This is a genomic window from Polaromonas sp., assembly GCF_012927455.1.
GTDB lineage: Bacteria > Pseudomonadota > Gammaproteobacteria > Burkholderiales > Burkholderiaceae_C > Polaromonas.
Genome location: NZ_JABBPE010000015.1, coordinates 349,900 through 363,180 on the forward strand (window position 1 = coordinate 349,900; position 13,281 = coordinate 363,180).

Consider the following 13,281-nt stretch of genomic DNA (forward strand, 5'->3'; position numbering starts at 1 on the left):
TAAGCAACGCCAAGCACGACTAAGGTGCGATGCCGTCGGCGCTCAGGTGCAGCCGGCGGTCAGCCCGCGCGGCAGCAGCCTCGGAATGCGTGACCAGTACCAGCGACGCGCCGTGTTCGCGGGTTTGCGCAATCAGCGCGTCCATCACCCGGGCGGCGGTGCTGGGGTCGAGGTTGCCGGTGGGCTCGTCGGCCAGCAGCAGGCTGGGGCGGTGCACCAGGGCTCTGGCAATCGCCACGCGCTGCAGTTGCCCGCCACTGAGTTGCTGCGGCAGCCGCCGGCCCAGTCCCGCCAGGCCGACCGCGTCCAGCATGGCTTGCACCCGGGCGTCGTCGGGTTGGTTGAGCAGCAGCAGGGGCAGCGCCACGTTTTGCGACACGTCCAGATGCGGCAACACATGAAAGGCCTGAAACACAAAGCCGACATGGCGGCGCCGCAGCAGCGCGCGGTCATCGTCCGACAGCGTGGCCAGCACGGCGCCGTGCAGCGTGACCGAGCCTTCATCCCAGCTGTCCAACCCGGCCATGCAGTTAAGCAACGTCGATTTGCCGACGCCCGATTCGCCCACGATGGCGACGAATTCGCCGGGCGCCACGTCGAGCGAGACATGGCGGAACACCACGGTCTCGCCGTAACGCTTGGCCAGGCCCCTGATCTGCAGGCTCATGGCCAGGCCTCGACTTGCGCCTTCACCCGCGCCAGCACCTGCTGCAGCGCGCTTGGGTCGTCGCAGGCCACCACACACCGCTGGGGCATCGAGCGCAGCCAGGTGATCTGGCGTTTGGCGAGCTGGCGCGTGGCAAAAATGCCTTTGTCTCGCAGCTCGTTCAGTTCTTTCGGAAGGAGATTACCGCGCGCTCCGCCCGCCTCGTGCGCGTCTAGTAGTTCCCAGGCCTGGCGGTAGCCGACGCAGCGCATGGATGGCAGATCGGGCGTTAAATCACCGCGTGCGCGCAAGGCTTTGACTTCGTCGATGAAGCCCGCCGCCAGCATGGCGTCAAAACGCTCGGCGATGCGGCCGTGGAGCCATGCGCGGTCCGCCGGTTCTAGGGAAATAAGAGCTGTAGCCCTTTTTTCATGGGCGCAAGAAGCTATGCTTTTTATAGCATTACGCTGGTGAAAGAATGCCAGCGGCTGGCCCGACAGCCGGTACACCTCGAGCGCGCGCGAGATGCGCTGCGCGTCGTTGGGCGCCAGCCGGTTGGCCGTCACCGGGTCCACTTGCGCCAGCTCCTCGTGCAGCGCTGGCCAGCCCTTGGCTACAGCTTCACTGGCCAGCAGCGCACGCACGGCAGGGTCGGCCTTGGGCATGTCGTCCAGCCCGTCAAACAGCGCCTTGAAATACAGCATGGTGCCGCCCACCAGCAACGGCAGCTTGCCGCGCGCGTGGATATCCTCAATCAACCGCGTGGCATCGGCGACAAATTCGGCGGCGCTGTAGGCGTTGAGCGGGTCGCGAATGTCAATCAGATGGTGCGGCACGGCGGCCAGTTCGTCGTCCGCAGGTTTGGCTGTACCGATGTCCATGCTGCGGTAGACCAGCGCTGAATCGACGCTGATGATTTCCACCGGGTAGTGCTGCGCAATGGCCAGGGCGGCTGCGGTTTTTCCCGCCGCGGTCGGGCCGGCCAGCGCAAGGTATCTGGCCCCCACGCTTGCCGCTTCGCGTGCAGCGCTGCCCCGCGGGGGGGCTGTTTTACCTTGGGGCGGCCCGGCGGTGAAGCTGGCCCCCTCTCGTGCTTGGTCAGGATTTTGCGGGGGCGTCATGCGCGGGCTCTCCGTATTTTCTGACCACCGTCCAGGCCACGGCGGCAATCAGCACGCTCCAGAACCACACGCCATTAGTCAGCGGGCGCACCGTGCCATCCATCTGCGTGCCCAGCCAGCCGCCCATGGCAAACGCCACCACCATCATCAAAAAGCCGTTTATCGCCGATGCCGCGCCGGCCGCTCCGGGAAAAGGACCGACCGCGCCGCTTTGGCCGCAGGGCTGGTGTATGCCATGGGCCAGCATGAAGAGGTAGTAGGGCAGCATGATGGCCCAGACATTTTGCACGCCGGCCCAGGCCAGCACGCCCATCAGCGTGCCGCCGGCCAAGCTCAGGCTAGCCGCAATTGCCACCGAATTGCGCACGCCAAAACGCGGCAGCAGACGGCGGCAGACAAACGTGCCGGTCAGGTAGAAAAAGCACATGGAAAACAATACCAGGCCGTACTGCGTCTTGCTTAAACCCAGCACCTGGATGAAGACAAACGACGAGGTGGCCAGAAAAGTGAACAACCCACCGTACGACGCCGCCGACAGCGCTGAGAACGCCACAAACGTGGGGTTGCCGCAGATATGCACCCAGGTGCGCAGCAGCGTGGCCGGGCGCAGTGCCTGCGGGTTTTTTTGCTGCAAGGTTTCCTTGAAGCGCAGGCTGATCAGCACCAGCGTACAGACGCCGAAGAGTGTGACCGCCAGCAACGCGGCACGCCAGCCGTACAGCTGTGACAGCAGGCCGCCCAGCGGGGCGCTGAAGCAGGCCAACACACCCAGGCCGCTCAAACCCTTGGACATGATGCGGGCGCCCTCTGTGGGCAGGTAAAGGTCGCGCACGATGGCGCGTGCGCACATCACGACCGCGCCCATGGCGGCGCCTTGCATGACGCGCCAGACAATCAGCAGCGCCATGGAAGGCGCCAGCGTGCTGCCGACCGAGGCCAGCGTGTAGCCAGCCAGCCCCCACAGCAGGATGGGACGGCGGCCGAAACGGTCGGACAGCGGGCCCCAGATCAGTTGCGACGTGCCAAAAGCCAGCAGTAAAGCACTGAGCGTGAGCTGGGCCTGAGACATGTTCGTGCCGAAGCCTTCGGTCAGCGCGGGCAGGGCGGGCAAGTACAAGTCGGTGGTGACCGGTTGTATGCCGAGCAGCATTGACAAAATCAGCACTATTAGGCCAGCCGACATGGCCGGCGGCGCGACCGCAGCGGGTGCAGAGGAAGTGCTTGGGCTGGAGGGGGCCGTTGAAGCAGTCGGGGCGGGGGCAGACATCCGTTTGAGCGTATCAGATTGCCCGGCCCTGGGTGGCGTCGCACCAGCTCCCCGGCTTTTGCGGCGGCAAGGCCCTTACCTCTTTACTTCATGTCAAACAACTGGGCCAGCGCCTGCCGGTATTGTGGCTGGCCGACCTGGTTGGTGTTGTGGTGTGAGCCCCCAGCGACCAGCATGAACAGCTTGGGCTGCGCGGCCGCATCAAATAGCTTGCGCCCCAGGTTAGGCAGAATCATGCGGTCTTCGCCACCGTGCACCACCAGTAGCGGCGAACCGATTTTGCCGACCTTGTCGATCGCATCAAAACGCTGGGTGATCAATAGCGATATCGGCACCCAGCCCCATTCGGTTGTGCTGACCACGTCGGCAATGGATGTGAAAGCCCCTTCGACTATCGTGCCGCTCTCGTCAGGTACGTCGGTTGCGAGGTTAATCGCAATCGAGCCACCCAGCGAGTGGCCGAAGATGTAACGCGGACGGTCCGGGTACTTTTTTGCCAGCCAGTCCCAGGCGGCGCGTGCGTCTTCGTAGGCCGACGCTTCGGACGGCAGTATCGGGGTACTTTTGCCAAAACCGCGGTAGTCAATGGCCAGCACCGAAAAGCCGAGCTCCTGCATACGGCGCATGCGCGGTGCCGAGCCGGTGACGTTGAAGCGCGCGCCGTGCAGATAAAGCAGCACCGGCGAGTGCCGGGCCGTAGCCGTGCCCGGCTGGCTGGCCGGCAGCCACAGGCCGTTCAGCCTGGCCTGGGGCTCGCCGGTTTTGGCCTGGAAATCAATCCAGACCTCGTCCATACCCACGGCGGCGGAGGCGCCCGCACCCCAGCTGCGGTCGCTCGGCTGAAAAATCCAGCTTCTCTGCTTCTCGTCGAGGGTGACACAGCCCGCCATCAAAGCCAGCGAGATGCAAAAGGATGTAAAGATGCGCCAGCGTTTCATGTGCTTTATGGATCAGTTGGCGGCCGGAAAGTTCATCGCCCGCGCATAAACAGGCTGTCGAGTTCCCTGATGCTGACCTGCCGCCAGGTGGGCCGTCCGTGGTTGCACTGGTCGGAGCGCTCGGTCGCTTCCATCTGGCGCAGTAGGGCGTTCATTTCGTCTAGCGTGAGTTTTCGGTTGGCGCGCACAGCGCCGTGGCAGGCCATGGTTGACAGCAACTCGTTTTGCGCGCGCTGAATCACCGTGCTGGCCTCGTGCTGCGCCAGCTCGGCGAGCACGCTGCGGGCGAGTTCTACCGCGTCGCCCGCCGCCAGACTGGTGGGCACGGCGCGCACGGCAAGCGTTCTGGGGGAAAAAGGCGTGATCTCAAGACCCAGCGTGTTTAGTGTTTCGGCACTGGCTTCGGCGGTGGCCACTTCCTGCGGGCTGGCTGCAAAGGTGGCCGGAATCAGCAGCGGCTGGCTGGCGATACGGCCTGCACCCGTGCTGCCTGGGCTGTTTGAGGTGTCGAGCTGGCTTTTTAGCCGCTCATAGACGATGCGCTCGTGGGCGGCATGCATGTCGACGATGACCAGGCCCTGCGTGTTTTCGGCCAATACGTAGATGCCTTGCAGCTGGGCGATGGCGCGGCCCAGTGGCCAATCGCCTGCGGGAAGAGTGCTCGTAGGGTTTGAAACGGCATTGGCAGTTGCTGCTGAAATCGGGGCAAAGTTATCCGGCGAAGGGGTGACCGCCGCCGAGGCCACGGCGCCGCCAGGCGTGGGCCACATGGCCTCAAAGTCGGACGCACGGCTGCCCCGGTTTGCTCCGAAATTGATAGCTGGTTGCGCCCATACCTGTTGGGCGTAGGCCCTATTTGTCTCCAAAAAAGCATTGGTGACAGTGCTGGTGCCTTCTTCGGGCACCTGCGCTGCCAAGCCGGCGCGTGGTGCGGCCAGCGCGTCTTCTGTGGCATGGCGCACCGCCTGATGCACCTCGCGGCTGTCGCGAAAGCGCACCTCGATTTTGGTGGGGTGCACGTTCACGTCGACCCGGGCCGGGTCCATCTCTATGTAGAGTGCATAGACCGGCTGGCGCTGGCCATGCAGCACGTCTTCGTAGGCGCTGCGCGCGGCGTGCGAGAGCACCTTGTCGCGCACGAAGCGGCCGTTGACATAGGCAAACTGCTGGTCGGCGCGCGAGCGCGCAGCGCTTGGCGTGCCGGCGCGGCCCCAAACCCGCACGGCAGGCCGGCCATCTGCGCGGCGCGCCGAGCTTTCATGGAAGATGGCGACCGACTGCGCTACAAACTCACTGCCCAGCACGTCGGCCAAGCGCTGCAGCTGAGCCAGTTCAGGCGCCAGTTCCTTGCCGCAGGCGCGCCACTGCTCGACCAGCTTGCCCTCGTGCCAGATGGCAAAGCCCACATCGGGCCGCACCAGCGCATGGCGGCGCACTGCTTCTATGCAGTGCGCCAGTTCGGTGGCGTCGGTCTTTAAAAATTTGCGCCTGGCCGGTGTGGCGTAAAACAGCTCGCGCACTTCCACGCTGGTGCCCTGATGGCGCGCCACCGGCTTCAGCTCGCCAGTGCGGCCATCGAGCTGCCAGGCATGCTCGGCATCCCCGGTTCTGGACAGCACACTCATGTCGGCAATCGAGTTGATGGCGGCCAGCGCCTCGCCTCTAAAGCCCATGGTGCCCACGGCCTCCAGGTCTTGCAGCGAGGCAATTTTGCTGGTGGCATGGCGCCGCAAGGCGACCGGCAACTCCTCGCGCGGAATGCCCTGGCCATCGTCTTCCACCAGAATCAGCCGCACGCCGCCGGCCGACAGCCGCACCGTCACCTGGCTGGCGCCCGCGTCCAGCGCGTTGTCCACCAGTTCACGCACCACGGAGGCGGGCCGCTCAACCACTTCGCCCGCTGCAATCTGGCTGATCAGTTCGTCGGGAAGGTCGCGAATGGGGCGGCGCGGGGCCTGGGTCTGGGAGTTCATGAAAGATCAGATGAAAAAAATGATTCTAGGCGCAGACCCGGTCTTGCCACGGCCTGGCGCTGGCCGGGTCGATTGCAGACCTGTCAGAATTGCTCTCATGGAACTCGCTGCCTTTTTCATTGATTTCATCCTCCACATTGACAGGTATCTGGAGGCCTTTGTCACCAGTTACGGTGCCTGGGTCTACGCCCTGCTGTTTCTGATTATTTTTGTCGAAACCGGCGTGGTCGTCATGCCGTTTTTGCCGGGTGATTCGCTCCTGTTCATCGTCGGGGCGCTGTGTGGTGTGGGTTTGATCAGCCTGCCGCTGGCCATGGGCGTCCTGGTAGCCGCAGCCGTTCTGGGGGATCAGTGCAATTATTCGATAGGCCGCTATTTCGGACCCAAGGTGTTTCAATGGGAAGACTCGAAGTTCTTTAACAAGCGGGCTTTCAACCAGGCGCATAATTTTTACGAGCGCTATGGCGGCGTCACCATCATCGTGGCGCGCTTCATGCCTTTCATTCGGACTTTTGCACCTTTTGTGGCTGGGGTTGCAGAGATGAACCGCGGCAGATTTAGCGCTTTCAATGTGATCGGCGCCCTGATCTGGGTGCTTGGGCTGACCAGTGCCGGTTACTTTTTTGGCAACTTCATGTGGGTCAAGGACAATCTGAGCAAGATCATCTGGGCCATGATCATCATCCCGGGGCTGATGGTGGTCTATGGCGCTTTCAAGGCCCGCCGCGACGTTCAGGCTGAACGTCGGCTGGCCGAAACGCCTGCCGGTCCGGAATAAACAAGCCGGCCTAATATTTTCCTTGCCATTGATTTAGAGCGGAGGAGCCATGAACGCAGCCATTCCCCCCAGCGCTGTGCTGCAGCGCGATCATCAGCCTGGAACCCGGCTGCCCTTTGAGGGGTCGAGCCGGATACCTTTTTGGGTATACACGGATGCCGCGCTCTATCAACGCGAGCTTAAGAAAATTTTTTACGGCGGGCACTGGTCTTATGTGGGGCTGGAGGTCGAAATTCCGCAAACAGGCGACTACAAGCTCGCGCATATTGGCGAACGCCAAGTGCTGTTGGTGCGCGACCGCGTAGCGCCCCGCGACAAAGCCACCGACGACGGCATTCGCGTGGTGGAAAACCGCTGCGCGCACCGAGGCGTTCGCTTTTGCCAGCAGCCGCACGGCAACGCGCGCAGCTTCGTTTGCCCCTACCACCAGTGGACCTACAAGCTCAACGGTGACCTGGCCGGCTTGCCGTTCAAAGACGGTGTGAAATCCGTTGACGAACACGGTGAGTGCATCAACGGCGGCATGCCTGCAGACTTCGACATCAAAGACCACGGCCTGACCAAGCTGCGCGTCGCCACGCTGCACGGACTGGTGTTTGCCAGCTTTAGCGAAGACACCGAGCCGTTGCAAGACTACTTGGGGCCCCAGGTGATGCCGTGGCTGGACCGCATCTTCAAGGGGCCTGACGGCGCAAGAAAGCTCACGCTGCTGGGCTACAACCGCCAGCGCATTCCGGGCAACTGGAAGCTGATGATGGAAAACATCAAAGACCCCTACCATCCCGGCCTGCTGCATACCTGGTTTGTCACCTTTGGCCTGTGGCGGGCCGACCAGAAAAGCCGCATGGTAATGGACCAGCAGGGCCGCCATGCGGTGATGATTTCGCGCAGGAATGAGGCAGGGCAAGCCGCCGTGAAAGGGGCGGGAGCCGCCTCTGACGTGACGGCAGGTGTCACGTCTTTCAAGGCCAACATGACGCTGCATGATGACCGCCTACTTGATGTGGTGGCCGAGCCGTGGTGGACGATTGATGACCCGTCTAACCCCGGCCAGGCCATCACGCCCACGGTCACCATGATCACGCTGTTCCCAAGCCTGATCATCCAGCAGCAGGTGAATTCTTTGAGCACACGTCACATCGTGCCGCGCGGCGAAGGCGAGTTTGACTTTGTCTGGACGCACTTTGGTTTTGCCGACGACAACCCCGAAATGACGCAGCGGCGGCTGCGCCAGGCCAACCTGTTCGGCCCGGCAGGCTTTGTCAGCGCTGACGACGGGGAGGTGATCGAGTTCAGCCAGGGCGGCTTTCGCCAGTGGGGCGAAGGCGGCTCCACGCTATGCGAACTCGGCGGCACCGGCACGGAGGCGACCGAACACATGGTCACCGAAACCCTGATCCGCAGCATGTATGCCTACTGGAAGAAAGTGATGAGCCTGTGACTTCAAATCCGCCAGCAAATTCGCCAGCAAATGCACCAGCGAATGAGCAAGCGATGGAGCGACTGCTGCTGCAACTGCAGGTCGACCAGCTCAATGCCGCTTATGCCGCGGCGCTGGACCAGGCTCGGTTTGTCGACTGGCCGGATTTTTTTGTGGAAGACGGTCGTTACAAGGTGCAGGCGCGCGAGAATTTTGACCGGGGGTTGCCGCTGGGGCTGATGGCGCTGGAGAGCCGCGGCATGATGAAGGACCGGGTTTACGGCGTGACGCAAACCATCTTTCATGGCCCTTATTACATGCGCCACATCATCAGCTCGGCGCGCATTGTGTCGCAGCAGGGCGAGGAGATTTGCGCGGAGTCCAACTACGCTGTGTTTCGCACCAAGCCGGGCGGCGTCAGCGAGGTCTACAACGTGGGCCGTTACATCGACGAGATCATTAAAAAAGGCGACTCGCTGAAATTCAGGAATCGCCTTTGCGTGTATGACAGCGAGATGGTTCTCAACTCGCTGATTTACCCGATTTGATTTCGGGGCAGTTCTAAAAATCAGCGTTTTTTGCCAACCTCGTTACCTATCACCGCGCCAGCGGCTGCTCCGCCCACCGTTCCCAGCGTGCTTCCGCCCGATACGGCACTGCCTGCGACACCGCCCAGCACGGCGCCCGTGGCCGTACCAATTTGCGCATTGGTCGGGCTGGTTCCGCAGCCTGTCAGGGCAATCAGGGAAGCCGTTGCGATCGATAAGAAAAGTTTTGTATGCATCATATTTTTTGCCTTTGCTAAGAGTTTCAGGCTCTGTGCCAATAACACTCATGTCCAATATTGTCGTCGTGCCATTGCCTTAACCTGCTATTTAATGTAAGACGAAAAGGAATTTGGGACTGTAGGAGAAGGGCACTGCAAACTGTCGTCCTGCTGTGCCGATTTTTCCTTGCGAAGCAGCGGGATGGTGCAGCCCCGGGTCTACAAGGCGCGGTTGCGCGCCATCGGCGGGTTTCTTGCAAAGTAGCGCGAAATGCCGCGCATCAACGCATCCGCGAGCTGGATCTGGTAGGCGTCACTGCGCAGCCTGGCTTCTTCATCGGGGTTGCTGATGAAGGCGGTTTCCACCAGCACGCTGGGAATGTCGGGCGCCTTAAGTACGGCAAAGCCGGCTTGCTCGACCCGTGGCTTGTGCAGCCTGCCAACCTGGCCGATCTCGCCGAGCATGGCCTTGCCCAGCTTCAGGCTGTCGCTGATCTGCGCGGTGGTGCTCATGTCAAGCAGCGCTCTTTGCACCTGCGCGTCCTTGGCTTTGACGTTGATGCCGCCCACCAGATCGGCGGAATTCTCTTTGTCGGCGATCCAGCGGGCGGCGCTGCTGGAGGCGCCTTTTTCGCTCAACGCGAACACGCTGGCGCCCTGGGGCCGTTCGTTGAAGAAGGCGTCAGCGTGCAGGCTGATGAACAAATCGGCCTGCACGCGGCGCGCCTTTTGCACGCGAATGTGCAGCGGCACGAAGAAATCCGCGTCACGCGTGAGGTAGGCGCGCATATTGGGCTGCTGGTTGATGCGGTCGCGCAGGCGGTGCGCAATTTGCAGCACCACATCCTTCTCACGCGTGCCGCCGGGGCCAATGGCGCCCGGGTCTTCGCCGCCATGGCCCGGGTCGAGTGCCACGATAACCAGCCGGTCGGTCTTGTCCTGGCCTTTGCCGCCTCTTTTTCTTCTTGCAGCGGCAGCCAGTTCAGCCGGGGAGATGTCGTCGTCGGCGTCTGCCGTACTGTCTTTTTCCGGGGAAGCGCTGCCGCCCGCCTGGTTGTCGGCGGGTCTGGCCGAAGCCAAAGGCGCGCCTGACGCCGCCTTGTCTGCCTGCCGGGTGATCAGGTCGCCGAGCGGATCGCGCTCTGCTCCCGCCGCAGGGCTGGTGCCCGCCGCCGGCTTGCCCGCGAGTCGTTCGGCGATCAGCGCCTCCAGCGGGTCTTCGGCCTGCGCCGGGTAGAGATCAAACACCAGCCGATATTTGTAAGCCGCCACCGGGGGCAGGGTGAAAACCTGCGGCCGCATCGGCTTTTTCAGATCAATCACCAGCCGCACCACGCCGGGTGAATTCTGGCCGACGCGAATGCCTGAAATGTTCGGATCGTCCGATTTCACTTTGGCCACCAGCTCGCGCAGGGCCGGAATCAAGTCTATGCCTTCAATGTCCACCGCCAGGCGCGGCGGCTCGGGTATAAAAAACTGCTTGGCCTTGATCTCGCCATCGGATTCGATGGTCAGGCGTGTGTAGTCTTTGGAGGGCCAGACGCGCACCGCCACAATCGTGGCGCCACGCGCGATCTGCTGCACACCCAGCAAAAGCACCAGGCTGCCCAGTTGCAAGGCACCGCGCCGGCTCAGATAAAGGGGTGGGGTTGAATCTGTCATGCCAGCAACTCCGCGCCGGTGGCGCTGTATGCCGTCAGTGTGACAACGCGCGATTCGTCGGCCAGCACTTCAATATGGATAAGCAGGTCGGGCTGCGGCAAATGGTCGCCGGCCTTTTCTGGCCATTCGACCAGCTTGAGCCCGGGGTTGGCAAAAATATCGCGAAAGCCGGCTTCTTCCCACTCGCGCGGATCATTGAAACGAAAGAAATCAAAATGCCAGATGTTCAGCTCCGACTGCAGACTGGAATGCGGATGGCTTGCCGCCGGCGTGTAGGGTTCCACCACCGCGTAGGTCGGGCTTTTGATGCGGCCCTGCACGCCCAGGCCCTTCAGCAGGTGGCGCACCAGGGTGGTTTTTCCTGCGCCCAGGTCGCCTTGCAGCTCAATTAACGCGCCGCCAATCGCCGGCTGCCGGGCCAGGGCCAGCGCAAAGGCCTGGGTGGCCGCCTCATCCGGCCAGGTAATTTTTTTTACAATCAGTGGGTGGTCCTTAACAGTCATCAATTCAATCATCAGTTTGTCAGTCAAATCCAAACATGGGCGCGCGAGCTTGGTTTTTCACAAATCGGCGTGGCTGGCATTGATTTATCGTCAGCCGAACCGGGATTATCGGCCTGGCTGGCTGCGGGCTTTCATGGGGACATGCATTACATGGCCGCGCATGGGCTTAAACGGGCGCGGCCGGCAGAGCTGATTCCGGGCACGGTCAGTGTCATCACGGCACGCATGGACTATTTGCCGGCCGCCACACCGGCGCAACCCGGTGAGTGGCAGGCCATTGAGTTCGGCCGCCTGCAGCGCCCCGCCGAAGGCATTGTGTCGGTGTACGCCCGGGGCCGCGACTACCACAAGGTCATGCGCGGCCGACTGCAAAAACTCAGTGAACAGATTGCCACGCATGTCGAAAAACTGGGACACCGCGCTTTCACCGATTCGGCCCCGGTGCTTGAAGCCGAGCTGGCGGCGCGCAGCGGCCAGGGCTGGCGCGGCAAGCACACGCTGCTGCTCAATCGCGAAGCCGGATCGATGTTTTTTCTGGGTGAAATTTACGTGGACCTGGCCCTGCCGCCCAGCGAAGCGGTAACGCCTCACTGCGGCAGCTGCCAGGCCTGCATCGACGTGTGCCCCACCCGGGCCATCATTGCGCCGCACCAGCTTGATGCCCGGCGCTGCATTTCTTACCTGACGATAGAGCACGCCGGGCCGATTCCGCTGGAGCTGCGGTCGCTGATGGGCAACCGCATCTACGGTTGCGACGATTGCCAGCTGATTTGCCCCTGGAACAAGTTCGCCCAGCGCAGCAGCCTGCCCGACTTTGATGAGCGCCAAGGCCTGAGCGGGCAGCAGCTGGTCACGCTGTTCGCCTGGAACGAAGATGAGTTTTTGCGGTTGACTGAAGGCAGCCCGATTCGCCGCATCGGCCATGAGCGCTGGCTGCGCAACATTGCCGTGGCCATGGGCAACGCGCTGCGGGCGGCGGTTGCGGGCGGTGCCGACATACGCGCAGCGCTGCAAACGCGGGCCAGTCATCCGAGCGAGCTGGTCAGGGAGCATGTGGCGTGGGCTCTTTTGCAATAGATCAGTAGCGCAGTAAATCTCAATAATCCCCAATGAAATAAGCCCGTAGCCCATGAGGGACGGGTGCGGGTAGCTATGCTATTTATAGCAAAATTTGAGCGAGCCGGGTTAACCTGGGTGACTTGCTACCGACCAGCTAGCGCAACACCCCCAGCGCAAACGGCAGGCTCAGCACTCCCAACAAGGTTGACAAGGTCACCAGGCCCGCGACATAGGCGCCGTTGTAACCCATGCGCGCCGCCAGCACATAGGCGCTGGAGGCGGTGGGCAGCGCCGAAAACGCCAGCAGCACGGCGGTCTGCGCGACCGTCAGGCCAAACGCCTTGGACAAACCCATGGCCAACAAGGGCAGCAGCAGGTGCTTAATCGAAAGCACCGCCACCGCCAGCGTTCTGGCCTGCGCCAGATGGCCAAACTGCATGCCGGCGCCGGCCGCCATCAAGCCCAGCGCCAGCGATGCGGCACCGATGCGCGTCACTGTGGGTTCCAGCCAGATCGGCAGCGTAAAGCCCAGCAGATTCGCCGCCAGTCCGCTGGCGGTCGCCAGAATCAGCGGATTGCGCACCAGCTCGCGCAGAAAGCCGCGCTGCGCGTGCCTGACCATGGGCCACACCGCCGCCACATTGAAAAGCGGCACGCACACGCCAATCAACACCGCAATCAGCAGCAGGCCCTCGCTGCCGGCCAATCGCTCGGCCAGCGCCAGGCCAATGAAGGAATTAAAGCGAAACGCGACCTGCGCGCTGGCCGCATGCTCGCGTCGGTCTATTTTTTTGCCCAGCCAAGGCAGATAGGGCAGGCTGTAGGCCAGCGCGATGCCCGACAGCCCTAGCAACAGGCCCGCAGCGATCAGGCTGGAGGCCGCATGCAAATCCAGCGGGCTTCTGACAATCGAGTGGAACAGCAAGACCGGAAACAGAAAGAAATACACCAGGCTTTCGACCTGCTGCCAGACCGTGCGGTTCAGCGCGGTGTAGCGGCAGACCAGGTAACCACAAAGAATGAGGGAGAAGTCGGGGAAAAGGAGCTGCGCGTAATTCACCGATCGAGAATAACCGCAAAGCTTTCGGGTTTGCCCTTATGCGTAATCCACAAGAGCCGAATGCCTCGCTTGCATTTAGCATTGGCAA

The 13,281-nt window shown here is 62.4% G+C and carries 13 protein-coding genes; 4 read left to right on the top strand and 9 right to left on the bottom strand.

Annotated elements, in window-relative coordinates; translation table 11 throughout:
- Positions 1 to 19: 19 nt before the first annotated feature.
- The 5 genes from HHJ18_RS13820 to mutL form a co-directional block, all read right to left on the bottom strand.
- The gene (locus tag HHJ18_RS13820; protein ID WP_296916166.1) at positions 20 to 667 is read right to left on the bottom strand and encodes an ABC transporter ATP-binding protein; all 648 of its coding nucleotides are present in this window, start codon (positions 665 to 667) and stop codon (positions 20 to 22) included.
- Positions 664 to 1,767, bottom strand: coding sequence for a tRNA (adenosine(37)-N6)-dimethylallyltransferase MiaA (gene miaA, locus HHJ18_RS13825; RefSeq protein ID WP_296916168.1), 1,104 nt, complete (start codon positions 1,765 to 1,767; stop codon positions 664 to 666). The genes HHJ18_RS13820 and miaA overlap by 4 nt, the downstream gene beginning before the upstream one ends.
- Positions 1,745 to 3,034 (bottom strand): multidrug effflux MFS transporter, encoded by a 1,290-nt coding sequence (locus tag HHJ18_RS13830; protein WP_296916171.1) that lies wholly within the window; start codon positions 3,032 to 3,034, stop codon positions 1,745 to 1,747. Before HHJ18_RS13830 ends, miaA begins: the two co-directional genes overlap by 23 nt.
- Positions 3,035 to 3,117: 83 nt before the next feature.
- The gene (locus tag HHJ18_RS13835; RefSeq protein WP_296916173.1) at positions 3,118 to 3,972 is read right to left on the bottom strand and encodes an alpha/beta fold hydrolase; all 855 of its coding nucleotides are present in this window, start codon (positions 3,970 to 3,972) and stop codon (positions 3,118 to 3,120) included.
- Positions 3,973 to 4,004: 32 nt separating this feature from the next.
- Positions 4,005 to 5,945, bottom strand: a complete 1,941-nt coding sequence (mutL, locus tag HHJ18_RS13840) for a DNA mismatch repair endonuclease MutL (RefSeq protein WP_296916175.1) — start codon at positions 5,943 to 5,945, stop codon at positions 4,005 to 4,007.
- Between the two features lie 97 nt (positions 5,946 to 6,042).
- Between mutL and HHJ18_RS13845 the strand changes: the two genes are divergently transcribed.
- Genes HHJ18_RS13845 through HHJ18_RS13855 form a run of 3 tightly spaced genes read left to right on the top strand, consistent with a single transcriptional unit; the run spans position 6,043 to position 8,691 of the window.
- On the top strand, positions 6,043 to 6,723 hold the full coding sequence (locus tag HHJ18_RS13845) for a DedA family protein (protein WP_296916177.1): 681 nt from the start codon (positions 6,043 to 6,045) through the stop codon (positions 6,721 to 6,723).
- A gap of 49 nt (positions 6,724 to 6,772) precedes the next feature.
- The gene (locus tag HHJ18_RS13850; protein ID WP_296916179.1) at positions 6,773 to 8,164 is read left to right on the top strand and encodes an aromatic ring-hydroxylating dioxygenase subunit alpha; all 1,392 of its coding nucleotides are present in this window, start codon (positions 6,773 to 6,775) and stop codon (positions 8,162 to 8,164) included.
- A gap of 53 nt (positions 8,165 to 8,217) precedes the next feature.
- On the top strand, positions 8,218 to 8,691 hold the full coding sequence (locus HHJ18_RS13855; protein ID WP_296916181.1) for an aromatic-ring-hydroxylating dioxygenase subunit beta: 474 nt from the start codon (positions 8,218 to 8,220) through the stop codon (positions 8,689 to 8,691).
- Between the two features lie 20 nt (positions 8,692 to 8,711).
- Here HHJ18_RS13855 and HHJ18_RS13860 read toward each other — a convergent pair whose 3' ends face one another.
- From HHJ18_RS13860 to tsaE, 3 genes are all read right to left on the bottom strand, one after another.
- Positions 8,712 to 8,927 carry a glycine zipper 2TM domain-containing protein gene (locus HHJ18_RS13860; RefSeq protein ID WP_296916183.1) on the bottom strand — a complete coding sequence of 72 codons (216 nt, stop codon included), beginning with the start codon at positions 8,925 to 8,927 and terminating at the stop codon, positions 8,712 to 8,714.
- Positions 8,928 to 9,128: 201 nt separating this feature from the next.
- A complete protein-coding gene (locus tag HHJ18_RS13865) occupies positions 9,129 to 10,571 on the bottom strand; it encodes an N-acetylmuramoyl-L-alanine amidase (RefSeq protein ID WP_296916185.1) in 1,443 nt (480 codons plus the stop codon).
- Complete coding sequence (tsaE, locus tag HHJ18_RS13870) at positions 10,568 to 11,074, bottom strand: tRNA (adenosine(37)-N6)-threonylcarbamoyltransferase complex ATPase subunit type 1 TsaE (RefSeq protein WP_296916188.1); 507 nt, start codon at positions 11,072 to 11,074, stop codon at positions 10,568 to 10,570. Before tsaE ends, HHJ18_RS13865 begins: the two co-directional genes overlap by 4 nt.
- A 27-nt stretch (positions 11,075 to 11,101) precedes the next feature.
- Between tsaE and queG the strand changes: the two genes are divergently transcribed.
- Positions 11,102 to 12,151 (top strand): tRNA epoxyqueuosine(34) reductase QueG, encoded by a 1,050-nt coding sequence (gene queG, locus HHJ18_RS13875; protein WP_296916622.1) that lies wholly within the window; start codon positions 11,102 to 11,104, stop codon positions 12,149 to 12,151.
- A 136-nt stretch (positions 12,152 to 12,287) separates the two neighbouring features.
- Here queG and HHJ18_RS13880 read toward each other — a convergent pair whose 3' ends face one another.
- Positions 12,288 to 13,193, bottom strand: coding sequence for an AEC family transporter (locus HHJ18_RS13880; RefSeq protein ID WP_296916190.1), 906 nt, complete (start codon positions 13,191 to 13,193; stop codon positions 12,288 to 12,290).
- Positions 13,194 to 13,281: the final 88 nt, after the last annotated feature.